The sequence below is a fragment of the Streptomyces sp. NBC_01267 genome, from assembly GCF_036241575.1.
In the GTDB taxonomy this organism is placed as follows: Bacteria; Actinomycetota; Actinomycetes; order Streptomycetales; family Streptomycetaceae; genus Streptomyces.
On record NZ_CP108455.1, the window covers coordinates 5590679 to 5603339 of the forward strand.

6 protein-coding genes are annotated in these 12661 nt (G+C 70.4%); 1 reads left to right on the plus strand and 5 read right to left on the minus strand.

All coding sequences use genetic code 11. From position 1 onward, the window contains the following. Nucleotides 1-5: 5 nt before the first annotated feature. From OG709_RS25665 to OG709_RS25675, 3 genes are all read right to left on the minus strand, one after another. Nucleotides 6-1442 (minus strand): maltokinase N-terminal cap-like domain-containing protein, encoded by a 1437-nt coding sequence (locus OG709_RS25665; RefSeq protein WP_329167739.1) that lies wholly within the window; start codon nucleotides 1440-1442, stop codon nucleotides 6-8. 219 nt (nucleotides 1443-1661) lie between these two features. Next, entirely contained in the window at nucleotides 1662-3368 is a 1707-nt protein-coding gene (gene treS / locus OG709_RS25670) for a maltose alpha-D-glucosyltransferase (protein WP_250297740.1), read from the minus strand. Then, nucleotides 3365-5365, minus strand: coding sequence for an alpha-1,4-glucan--maltose-1-phosphate maltosyltransferase (locus tag OG709_RS25675; RefSeq protein WP_266644872.1), 2001 nt, complete (start codon nucleotides 5363-5365; stop codon nucleotides 3365-3367). Before OG709_RS25675 ends, treS begins: the two co-directional genes overlap by 4 nt. 578 nt (nucleotides 5366-5943) lie before the next feature. Between OG709_RS25675 and glgP the strand changes: the two genes are divergently transcribed. Then, a complete protein-coding gene (glgP, locus tag OG709_RS25680; protein ID WP_329167740.1) occupies nucleotides 5944-8676 on the plus strand; it encodes an alpha-glucan family phosphorylase in 2733 nt (910 codons plus the stop codon). A 164-nt stretch (nucleotides 8677-8840) separates the two neighbouring features. Here the strand turns inward: glgP and OG709_RS25685 are convergent, their stop codons facing one another. Then, on the minus strand, nucleotides 8841-10472 hold the full coding sequence (locus tag OG709_RS25685; RefSeq protein ID WP_329167741.1) for a M4 family metallopeptidase: 1632 nt from the start codon (nucleotides 10470-10472) through the stop codon (nucleotides 8841-8843). Between the two features lie 140 nt (nucleotides 10473-10612). Beyond that, entirely contained in the window at nucleotides 10613-12646 is a 2034-nt protein-coding gene (locus OG709_RS25690; RefSeq protein ID WP_250297734.1) for a M4 family metallopeptidase, read from the minus strand. Between the last annotated feature and the right edge of the window lie 15 nt (nucleotides 12647-12661).

Genomic DNA, 12661 nt, shown 5'->3' on the forward strand with positions numbered 1-12661 from the left:
GGCGGTCACTGGGGCGGCCTCCTCGGCAGCTTCGGCGCACGGGTGGGGAAGGGGGTGGAGAGCCGCTTGATCGCGGCCATCGGGACGGGCAGCCAGTCGGGGCGGTTCCTGGCCTCGTAGAGGACCTCGTACACCGCCTTGTCGGTCTCGTACGCGCGCAGCAGCTCCGGCTCGGCACGCGGATCGGCGCCGGAGACGGCGGCGTACCCCTCGCAGTACGCGTCCCGGCAGCCGGTGGCCCACTGCGGGGACCAGGGGCGGTGCGAGCGGGCCGCGTAGTCGAACGAGCGGAGCATCCCCGCGACGTCGCGGACCACCGGCTGCGGGCGGGTGCGTTCGGCGAGCGGGCGGGCCGGTTCACCCTCGAAGTCGATGACCGACCACTCGCCGTCCCTGGCCCGCAGGCTCTGGCCGAGATGCAGATCGCCGTGGATCCGCTGGGCGGCCCAGACGCGGCCCGCGTGCCCCAGGTCGGCGAGGGCGTCGAAGGCGGTGCGCAGCCCGGCGGCGTAGGGAGCGAGCGCGGGCACCGCTCGGGCCGTCGTCTCCAGACGCTCCGTCATCTCGGCGGCGAGGCGCTGTATCTGCCGCTTGCGCAGTACGGCGGTGGGCAGCGCGGACGCCAGCGTGCCGTGCACCTCGGCGGTGGCCCGGCCCAGCGCGTGGGCGCCCGCGGTGAAGTCGTGCCCGTCGGCGAGCGCGTGCAGGGCCAGCTGCCAGCCGTCCTCGGAGCCGAACAGGAACGGCTGGAGCACCCCGAGCGTGGCGGGTTCGGGCTCGGTGGTCTCGTACCAGGCGACCGGCGCGGGTACCCGGGCGCAGCCTGCCTGGGCCAGCGCGAGCGGCAGCTCCAGGTCCGGGTTGGAGCCCGGGTGGACCCGGCGGAAGACCTTCAGGATGAACGTATCGCCGTAGACCAGAGAGGTGTTGGACTGCTCGGCGCCGAGCGGGCGCGCGACCAGTCCGGCGGGGATCACCACCGCCGGATCACGGTCGAAGCGCAGCGCCCCGAGGCGGCCGGGCGCGCGCAGCCGCTCCAGCAGCAGCGCGGTCAGCCGCGGGTCGAGCAGCGCGTCGTACACGACGAGTCCGGCCAGCGGTCCGGCGGCGGCGCGGCCGAGCAGCGCGGCGGCGAGCCGGGGCGGCAGCGAGGTCCGTACGCCGAGCAGTAACTGGTAGCAGTCACCGGTGGGCCCGGAGCCGGCGGACGGCTCCTGCTGGGCCCGGACGAGCAGGTGCAGCAGCCCCGGGGCCGCGCCCACCGGCAGCAGTTCGGTGGCGGAGACCAGGCTGAAGGCGCTGACAGGACGGCCCTTGCCCGCGAACCAGCGCTGCCGGGGCAGCCACTCGTGCAGCAGTGGGGTGAGCGAGGCGAGGAGGCCGAGCGGGCCGGACGCCCCGGCGGAGCGCGAGGTGTTCCGGGTGGATGCAGCCTTGGACATGGCATCGCGTCCTTTCCCGGGCACACCACACTATGCGCAGAGTGTCCCGGATTGCGTGGGTCAGCCCCCCATGCTGAACGCTAGGAGGGCGGGAATCCGGCTGTGCGGGACGGTGCGGGTGAGGATGGTCCAAATGGACTACGAGCCGATTGGGCCGGGTGGTGAGAGGGAGGGTGCCCGGCGCGGGACGGCGGAAACCGCCCCGCGCCGGGCCGGCCGTCACTTCAGGAGGGCGTCCTTGCGCAGCCGGAACCAGTAGAAGCCGTGCCCTGCGAGGGTGAGCAGATACGGCAGTTCACCGATGGCGGGGAAGCGCACACCACCGATCAGCTCCACCGGACGGCGTCCGGTGAAGGAGTGCAGATCCAGCTCCGTCGGCTGCGCGAACCGCGAGAAGTTGTGCACGCACAGCACCAGGTCGTCCTTGTACTCGCGCAGGAAGGCGAGCACGGCGGGGTTGGACGAGGACAGCTCGGTGTACGAGCCGAGGCCGAAGGCCGGATTCTGCTTGCGGATCTCGATCATCCGGCGGGTCCAGTGCAGCAGCGAGGCGGGCGAGGCCATCGAGGCCTCGACGTTCGTCACCTGGTAGCCGTAGACCGGATCCATGATCGTCGGGAGGTAGAGCCGCCCGGGGTCGCAGGACGAGAAGCCCGCGTTGCGGTCCGGTGTCCACTGCATGGGCGTACGGACCGCGTCCCGGTCACCGAGCCAGATGTTGTCGCCCATCCCGATCTCGTCCCCGTAATAGAGGATCGGGGAGCCCGGCAGCGAGAGCAGCAGCGCGGTGAACAGCTCGATCTGGTTGCGGTCGTTGTCCAGCAGCGGCGCGAGCCGCCGCCGGATGCCGATGTTGGCCCGCATCCGTGGATCCTTGGCGTACTCCGCGTACATGTAGTCGCGCTCTTCGTCCGTGACCATTTCCAGCGTCAACTCGTCGTGGTTGCGCAGGAAGATGCCCCACTGGGCGTTCTCCGGGATGGCCGGGGTCTTGGCCAGGATCTCCGAGACGGGGTAGCGGGACTCCCGCCGTACGGCCATGAAGATGCGCGGCATCACCGGGAAGTGGAATGCCATGTGGCACTCGTCGCCGCCCTTCTTGAAGTCGCCGAAGTAGTCGACGACGTCCTCCGGCCACTGGTTGGCCTCGGCGAGCAGCACCGTGTCCGGGTAGTCGGCGTCGATCTCGGCCCGGACCCGCTTCATGAACGCGTGGGTCTGCGGCAGGTTCTCGCAGTTGGTGCCCTCGACCTGGTAGAGGTACGGGACCGCGTCGAGGCGGAAGCCGTCGATGCCCAGGTCGAGCCAGAAGCGCAGCGCCGAGATGATCTCCTCCTGCACCACCGGGTTCTCGTAGTTGAGGTCCGGCTGGTGGGAGAAGAACCGGTGCCAGTAGTACTGCTTGCGCACCGGGTCGAAGGTCCAGTTGGACGTCTCCGTGTCGACGAAGATGATCCGGGCGTCCGGGAACTGTTTGTCGTCGTCGGCCCAGACGTAGTAGTCGCCGTACGGCCCCTCCGGGTCCTTGCGCGACTCCTGGAACCACTCGTGCTGATCGCTCGTGTGGTTCATCACGAAGTCGATGATCACGCGCATACCGCGCTGATGCGCGGCGTCCACGAACTCGACGAAGTCGGCGAGGTCGCCGAACTCCGGCAGCACGGACGTGTAGTCCGCGACGTCGTAACCCCCGTCGCGCAGCGGTGACTTGAAGAACGGTGGCAGCCAGAGGCAGTCGACGCCCAGCCATTGGAGATAGTCCAGCTTGGCGGTGATGCCCTTGAGGTCGCCTACGCCGTCTCCGTTGCTGTCCTGGAACGAACGGACCAGGACCTCGTAGAAGACCGCGCGTTTGAACCAGTCGGGGTCGCGGTCCTTGGCAGGCGTGTCCGCGAATTTGTCATGGACGGGATCGTTGACGATCATGATGTGGGTGACCCTCCGATCGGCGGGGACGGTCGCAGGACCAGAAGGTGCGCGGGCGTGCTGCCCGGCTCCAGACGCACATAGTTGGCCCTGCCCCAGTGATAGGTCTCACCGGTGAGCTCGTCGCGCACCGGGACGGATTCGTGCCATTCCAGGCCGAGATCCGGCATGTCCAACGAGACCGTGGCCTCCTGGGTGTGGTGCGGGTCAAGGTTGACGACAACGAGAATCGTGTTCGAACCGGTCTCGCCGTCGGCCGTTTTGGAGTAGGCGAGCACCGCGTCGTTGTCGGTGTGGTGGAAGTGCACCGAGCGCAGTTGCCGCAGCGCCGGATGACGCCGCCGCGCCTCGTTGAGCGTGGTGATCAGGGGGGCGATGGACCGGCCCTCCCGCTCGGCGGAGTCCCAGTCGCGGGGCCGCAGTTGGTACTTCTCCGAGTCGAGGTAGTCTTCGCTGCCCGGCCTGGCCGTGGCGTTCTCGCACAGCTCGTACCCGGCGTACACACCCCAGGACGGAGCCGTCGTCGCGGCGAGCACCGCACGCACCTCGAAGGCCGGCCGGCCGCCGTCCTGGAGGTAGCCGTGCAGGATGTCCGGCGTGTTCACGAAGAAGTTGGGCCGCATGTACGCGGCGGACTCCCCGGCCAGCTCGGTGACGTAGTCGGTGAGTTCCTGCTTGGTGGTGCGCCAGGTGAAGTACGTGTAGGACTGCTGGAAACCGATGGCGCCCAGGGTCCGCATCATCGCGGGCCGGGTGAACGCCTCGGCCAGGAAGACCACGTCCGGGTCCGGGCCGTTGACGGCGGCGATGACCCGCTCCCAGAAGACCACCGGCTTGGTGTGTGGATTGTCCACCCGGAAGATGCGTACGCCGTGCTCCATCCAGAAGCGCAGGACGCGCACGGTCTCCGTCACCAGGCCGTCCATGTCCCGGTCGAAGGCGATCGGGTAGATGTCCTGGTACTTCTTCGGCGGGTTCTCCGCGTACGCGATGGTGCCGTCCGCCCGGTGGTGGAACCACTCCGGGTGCTGCCGCACCCAGGGGTGGTCGGGCGAGCACTGGAGCGCGAAATCCAGCGCGATCTCCAGCCCCAGCTCACGGGCGCGTCCCACGAAGTCGTCGAAGTCCTCCAGGGTGCCGAGGTCCGGGTGGACGGCGTCGTGGCCACCGGCCGGTGAGCCGATGGCCCACGGCACGCCGACATCGTCGGGGCCCGCGGTCAGCGCGTTGTTGGGGCCCTTGCGGTGGGTGGTACCGATGGGGTGGACGGGCGGCAGATAGACCACGTCGAAACCCATGGCCGCCACCGCGGAGAGACGTTTCGCCGCTGTCCGGAAAGTACCGCTGACCGCGGGCTTCCCCTCCTCGACCACGGCGCCCTCGGAGCGCGGGAACAGCTCGTACCAGGAGCCGTAGAGCGCTCGTTCCCGCTCGACGAGCAGCGGCAGCGGCTCCGAGGAGCTGACCAGCTCACGCAGCGGATGCCGGGCCAGGGCCGCCACGGCGTCGGGCGCTTCGGCGGCGGCGAGGCGTTCCGCGGCGGGCGCCTCGGCGTCGCGCAGCGCGGCCGCCACCGCGAGTACCGCGGTGCGCCCCCTGCCCCTCGGTACCCCGGCCGCCGCTCGCGCGTACAGCTCGGCGCCCTCGGCCAGCACCAGTTCCTCGTCGATGCCCGCGGGAATCTTGATGTGCGCGGTGTGCAGCCAGGTCGCGACGGGGTCGCTCCACGCCTCGACGGCGTAGGTCCACCGGCCCTCGGCGTCCGGCGTGACGTCGGCGCCCCAGCGGTCGGTGCCCGGGGCCAGCTCGCGCATCGGCGTCCACGGACCCGTACGGCCGCGCGGACCGCGCAGCACCACACCGGCCGCCACCGCGTCGTGGCCCTCGCGGAAGACGGTGGCCGTGACCTGGAAGGTCTCACCGGTCACCGCCTTCGCGGGCCACCGCCCGCCCTCGACGCGCGGCTGCACATCGAGTACCGGGATACGGCCGATCAGCGTATCGGTGGGGGGCCGCTTCGGGGGCTTCAGGACCTTCGGGAGTTCTCCCTTGGTCGGCTTGTCCGATGATGGCCGGCGGGCTGCGGGCATGGCTGCTCCTGTCCGCGTTCACTGGGGGTGTGCTCAGGTAGGTGCCGGTGGAGCCTTCCCCCGCATCGCGGGCGGGCAATCCGGCTCCTGAGTTAAGTACTCGTGCGTAATGTGCAGGGCAAGGACCGGGTCTGTCGCGCGTCGCGGCGGGTCCGGGCCGCCCGGGTACCACGGACGGCGGTGCGGCCCGGGGCAGTACGGAGGACCGGGTGGGCCCGCCGCGGGGACGCCTGTCACGGTGCAGCCTTCTCCGCCGGGCGAAGACGCACAAGCCCGCCGGAGGGGGCGAAATCGGCCATGTCGTCCCGCCGGGGAACGGCGGCCGGCCGGTGGGCGGGTCAGACCGGCGCACGCGTGGCGCTCGCCGCCCGCGCCTGCGCGCCGTGGTTGCGGGTGGTGACCGCGGCTACCTTCGGGGGTGAAGCGCGGACGCACACCGCTGTGCGTCCCCTCGGATGCGCACATCCCCTGCGAAGGTGGAGCACGTGAAGGCCATTCGTCGATTCACCGTCCGCCCCGTCCTCCCCGAGCCGCTGCTCCCGCTGGGTGAGCTCGCCCGCAATCTCCGCTGGTCCTGGCACGCCGGGACCCGGGACCTGTTCAGAAGAGTCGACCCCGACGGCCGGTTGCCGGCCGGTGGTGACCCTGTTCAGGTGCTCGGATCGGTGTCCGCCGCACGGCTCGCCGAGCTGGCCGCCGATCCGGACTTCCTGCGCGCACTGACCGAAGCCGCCGCCGACCTCGACACCTATCTGCACGGACCGCGCTGGTACCAGGAACAGCCCGCCGGGCTGCCCGCTGCCATCGGCTACTTCTCACCCGAGTTCGGTGTGACCGCTGCGCTCCCGCAGTACTCCGGCGGCCTCGGCATCCTCGCCGGTGACCATCTGAAGGCCGCAAGCGACCTGGGCGTACCACTCATCGCGGTCGGTCTGCTCTACCGGCACGGCTACTTCCGCCAGTCCCTCTCGCGCGACGGCTGGCAGCAGGAGCACTATCCGGTGCTCGACCCGGACGAACTGCCGGTGAGCCTGCTGCGTGAGCGCGACGGCTCACCCTGCCAGATCTCCCTCACGCTTCCCGGCGGACGCTCACTCAGGGCGCACATCTGGCAGGCGCGGGTCGGCCGGGTCCCGCTGCTGATGCTCGACTCCGACGTCGAGGAGAACGAGCCGGGAGAGCGCGGTGTCACCGACCGGCTGTACGGCGGCGGCAGCGAGCACCGGCTGCTCCAGGAGATGCTGCTGGGTATCGGCGGGGTGCGGGCGCTGCGCACGTACTGCCGTCTCACCGGGCACCCCGACCCCGAGGTGTTCCACACCAACGAGGGGCACGCCGGGTTCCTCGGTCTGGAGCGCATCCGTGAACTCGCGGGTGCGGGACTGGACTTCGACGCGGGACTGGAAGCCGTGCGCGCCGGGACCGTCTTCACCACCCACACCCCCGTACCGGCCGGAATCGACCGGTTCGACCGCGAGCTCGTCGCCCGGCACTTCGGGGACGACGGCGAACTGCCGGGCGTCGACCCGGTGCGCGTCCTGCAACTCGGCACGGAGAGCTACCCGGGCGGCGAACCGAATCTCTTCAACATGGCGGTGATGGGACTGCGGCTGGCCCAGCGTGCCAACGGGGTCTCCACCCTGCACGGCGCCGTCAGCCGGGAGATGTTCGCCGGACTGTGGCCGGGATTCGACCCCGACGAGGTGCCGATCACCTCGATCACCAACGGGGTGCACGCCCCGACCTGGGTGGCGCCCGAGGTCACCCGGCTGGGATCCGCCCGGCCGGCCGCTGCCGGAACCGGCGGGGCCGCTGCCGGGCCCGGCGGACCGACCGGACAGGTCCGGGGCGTGGGCCACACCGGCCACACCGGTGACACTGGCGACATCGGCCAGGCGGGCGACATCGGCCAGGCGGGCCCGCTGGACGGGCCGGAGGCCTGGGACGATGCCGCCCGGATCACGGATGCCGACATCTGGGAACTGCGCCGGACCCTGCGTGAGCAGTTGGTCGGCGAAGTACGGACCCGGCTGCACGCCTCCTGGCGTGGACGCGGGGCCTCCGAGGCCGAACTCGGATGGATCGAGGGCGTGTTGGACCCCTCGGTCCTGACCATCGGATTCGCCCGGCGTGTCCCCTCGTACAAGCGCCTCACCCTGATGCTGCGCGACCGCGACCGGCTGACGGACCTGCTGCTGCACCCCACCAGGCCGATCCAGATCGTCGTCGCGGGCAAGGCCCATCCGGCCGACGACGGCGGGAAACGGCTGGTGCAGGAGCTGGTGCGCTTCGCGGACGATCCCCGGGTGCGCCACCGCATCGTCTTCCTGCCGGACTACGGGATGGCGATGGCCGAGCGGCTCTACCCGGGCTGCGACGTGTGGCTGAACAACCCGCTCCGCCCGCTGGAGGCGTGCGGGACGTCCGGGATGAAGGCGGCACTCAACGGCTGCCTCAACCTCTCGGTGCTCGACGGCTGGTGGGACGAGTGGTTCGAGCCCGACTTCGGCTGGGCGATCCCCACGGCCGACGGGTCCGGGACGGACGAGGACCGGCGCGACGAGCTGGAGTCCGCCGCGCTGTACGAACTGATCGAGGACCGGGTGGTGCCGCGCTTCTACGACCGCGACTCCGCCGGGCTGCCCGAACGCTGGGTGGGAATGGTCCGCTCCACCCTGGCCACGCTGGGCCCGAAGGTGCTGGCGGGGCGGATGGTGCGTGAGTACGTGGAGCGGCTCTACGCGCCCGCCGCGCTCGCCCACCGGGCACTCGGGCCCGACCCGGCACGGGAGTTGGCGGAATGGAAGGCGAGGGTGCGGGCCGCCTGGCCGGACGTCCACGTCGACCATGTGGAGGCCGTCGCAGCGACCACGCCCAACGGCACCGCCGAGCTCGGTTCCACCCTTGAACTGCGGGTACAGGTGGCACTCGGGGCCCTGCGGCCGGACGACGTGGAGGTGCAGGCGGTGTCCGGCCGGGTCGACGCACAGGACCGCATCGCCCAGGCACGGACCGTGGCCCTCAAGCCGGCCGGCGGCCCGGACCTGGAGGGCCACTGGCTGTACGAGGGCCCACTGGCCCTCGACCGCACGGGTCCCTACGGCTATACGGTCCGTATCCTGCCGGCCCACCAACTCCTCGCGACCGGAGCGGAGATGGGGCTGCTCGCCCTGCCGACGGTTGCCACGGGGGAGGGCGCGGGCGTACTGCTGAGGTGACGGAAACGACATCCGCCACGGGCCGGCGCCGCTTCGGTGCCGGGCCCGTGTGGGGGATGAGCCGGGGCGTCTCGGCGGAAGGCACAGCCCCGGACCCGGACAGCGGAAGGCCCCGCCCGCGCACCGTGGTCCGGTGCGGGCGGGGCCTTCGTGGTGCGGTGTTGTTACTTCACGTTGATGCCGGTCCAGGCGGCGCCGACCGCCTTGTACTCGGCGCTGGTCGCGCCGTACAGGTCGCTCGCGGCCTTGAGCGTCGCCACGCGGGCTGCCGCGTAGTTGGTCGTGGACGTCATGTACGTCGACAGCGCCTTGTACCAGATCTGGATGGCCTTGTCCCGGCCGATGCCGGTGACCGTGGAGCCGTCCGAGGTGGGCGAGTCGTAGTTGACGCCGTTGATGGTCTTCTTGCCGCTGCCCTCGCTGAGCAGGTAGAAGAAGTGGTTCGCGGGGCCCGACGAGTAGTGGACGTCCAGGTTGCCGAGGCTGGACGACCAGTAGTCGGCCGAGCCGCCGTCCTTGCTGGGCTTGTCCATGTAGCGCAGCGGGGAGCCGTCGCCGTTGATGTCGATCTTCTCGCCGATGAGGTAGTCACCCGGGTCCGAGGTGTTGTTGGCGTAGAACTCGACGGACGTACCGAAGATGTCCGAGGTGGCCTCGTTCAGACCGCCCGACTCACCGTAGTAGTCGAGGTTGGCGGTGGCCGCCGTCAGACCGTGCGACATCTCGTGGCCGGCGACGTCGATGGCGGTCAGCGGGGCGGCGTTGCCCTCGCCGTCGCCGTACGTCATGCAGAAGCAGCTGTCGTCCCAGAACGCGTTCACGTAGCTCTGGCCGTAGTGGACCCGGCTGTACGAGGCGACGCCGTCGCCCGCGATGCCGTTGCGCTTCAGGACGTCCTTGTAGAAGTCCCAGGTCTCGGCGGCGCCGTAGTGCGCGTCGACCGCCGCCGTCTCCGAGTTGGAGGCGAGGCCGTTGCCCCAGGTGTCGGTGGTGTTCGAGTACAGCGTGCCCTTGCCCGAGCTGCCGTGGTTCAGGTTGTACGTCATGTGGCCGCCGCGGCCCGCGTCATTCAGCGTGTAGTTGGACCCCGACTTCGTCGTGCCGAGGGTGACCTTCCCGCTGTACTCGCTGGTTCCGGTGCCGGTCTTGACGGCCTGCCACTCGGCGAGCTTCTTGCCGGTGGTGGCGTCGGTGACGACGTGCAGCTGGCTGGGGGTGCCGTCGTCCTGGAAGCCGCCGACGACCGTCTCGTAGGCGAGGGCCGGCTTGCCGCTGGCCGCCCAGATGACCTTGCGCGGGGCCTGGTCGGCCGAAGTCTTGGCGGAGCCCGCGGACTTGGCCGCGACGAGCGCCTTCTGCTGCGCGGTGGCGGGCTTCACGGTCGCCGTGGTGCCCGCGACCTTGATGGTCGACTTGGTGGCCTTGGTGACACTGGTCGCGCCGCTCTTCGCGGTGTGGACGACCAGGTCGCCGCCGAGGACCGGAAGTCCGGCGTAGGTGCGCTCGTACCGGGTGTGCGTGGCGCCGTCGGCGTCCTTGATGACGTCCCGGGCGATGAGCTTCTCCTGGCTGCCCAGGCCGAGCTTCCCGGCCGTGCTCGACGCGTCGGCGCTCGCCGCGCGGAGCAGGTCGGCGTGCTGGGTGGTGGAGAGGGAGAGCGCCTGCGCTCCGGGTGCGGCGGGGGCGGGTGTGGCGCCCGCGGAGCCGGAGGCGAGGGTGGTGAGGCCGGTGGCCAGAAGCGCCGCGACGGCGATCGAACCGGCGATGCGCTGCGAGCGGGATATGTGAGAAGTCACTCGATTTTCCCTTTCAGAGGTGGGGGGTTGGGGATATGCGGGTGACGTGCGGGTGGTGGTGCTGCCCGGGGGAGATTGGGGTCACCCCGGGCAGCACTGTCCTTGGTGCGTGCAGCGGTTGCTGCCGTGGAGCGCTGGAATCAGAAGGTGAGCTTCCAGCTGTTGAGCGTTCCGGTGTCCTGCCGTGCGACGTCCTGGACCTTGAGCTTCCAGGTGCCGTTGGCCGTCTCGCTGGACGCGTTGACCGTGTAGGTGGCCACCACGTTGTCCGCCGAGTCGGACGAGCTGGAGTTCTTCAGCCGGTACGTCTTGCCACTCGGGCCGACCAGGTCGATGACCAGGTCACCCCGCCACGTGTGGCTGATGTCGACGTCCACCTTGAGCGTGGCCGGAGCCTTGCCCGTCACACCCGTGACCGCGATCGGCGAGTTGATCGCCGCACCGCCGTCCGGGATCGACACCTTCGTGGTGGACTGGAAGACGGTGCCCGTTCCCGGGTCACCGCCACCGCCGGGGCGCGTGCCGACATTGATGCCGGCCCACGCGTCGGCGACGGACTTGTATTCGGCGCTGGTCGCGCCGTACAGCTCACTGGCGACCGCGAGCGTCCCGGTGCGGGCCGCCGCGTAGTTGGTCGTCGAGGTGAACTTCTCGGTGAGCGCCTTGTACCAGATCAGCTCGGCCTTGTCCCGGCCGATGCCGGTCACCGGCAGGCCGTCGGACGTGGGCGAGTCGTAGTTGACGCCGTTGACGGTCTTCTTGCCGCTGCCCTCGCTGAGCAGGTAGAAGAAGTGGTTCGCGGGGCCCGACGAGTAGTGGACGTCGAGGCCGCCGAGGCTGGACGACCAGTTGTCGGCCGAAGCGCCGTCCTTGCTGGGCTTGTCCATGTAGCGCAGCGGGGAGCCGTCGCCGTTGATGTCGATCTTCTCGCCGATGAGGTAGTCGCCCGGGTCGGAGGCGTTGTTGGCGTAGAACTCGACGGCGGTGCCGAAGATGTCCGAGGTGGCCTCGTTGAGGCCGCCGGACTCACCGCTGTAGTTGAGACCCGCGGTGGCGGCGGTGACGCCGTGCGACATCTCGTGGCCGGCGACGTCGATGGCGGTCAGCGGGGCGGCGTTGCCCGAGCCGTCGCCGTACGTCATGCAGAAGCAGCTGTCGTCCCAGAAGGCGTTCACATACGAATTGCCGTAGTGGACACGGGAGTAGGCGGCGACGCCGTCACCCGCGATGCCATTGCGGCCGAAAACGTTCTTGTAGAAGTCCCAGGTCTCGGCGGCGCCGTAGTGCGCGTCGGCGGCGGCCGTCTCCGAGTTGGAGGCGAGGCCGTTGCCCCAGGTGTCCGTGGTGTTCGAGTACAGGGTGCCCTTGCCGGACGAACCGTGGTTCAGGTTGTACGTCAGCTGGCCACCGCGGCTCGCGTCGTTCAGCGTGTAGGTGGACCCCGACTGCGTCGTGCCGAGGGTGACCTGGCCGCTGTACTCGGTGTTGCCGACGCCGGTCTCGATCGCCTGGCGCTCGAAGAGCTTCTTGCCGGTGGTGGCGTCGGTGATGACGTGCAGTTCGCTCGGGGTGCCGTCGTCCTGGAAGCCGCCGACGACCGTCTCGTAGGCGAGTGTCGGCGTGCCCTGCGCCAGCCAGATCACCTTGCGGGGCGCCTTGTCGGCCTTGGTCTTCGCCGAGCCCTGCACCGCCGCGGCCTTCAGCGCCGACTTCTCGGCGGCGGCCGGCGCGACGGTCGCACCGGTGCTGATGTTCTTCAGTTCTGCGCGGGACGCCTTGGTGACGCCCTCGGTCTGCCCCGCCTTCGACTGGTCGACGACCAGGTCGCCGCCGAGTACCGGCAGTCCGTCGTAGGTGCGCTCGTACCGGGTGTGCGTGGTGCCGTCCCGGTCCTGGGTGACGTCGCGGACCTGGAGCTGTTCATGTGCCCCGAGACCGAGGTCCTTCGCGGTGGCCGCCTTGGTGGCGTTGGCCTCGCGGATCAACTCGGCCCGCTGGGCGGGCGAGAGAGCGGCGGGGGCCGCGCCGGGGCGGGCCTTGGCGGTGACAGCGGCGGAAGCGCTGCTGTTCTCGGGTGACGCGGAGGCTGTGCCGGTCTGAACGCCTACGGCGAGCAGGGCCGCAGCGGCGACGAGGGCGCCGGTGGCGGTGGCACGACGGTGCGTGGGTCTCACGCGATCTCCTTCTGC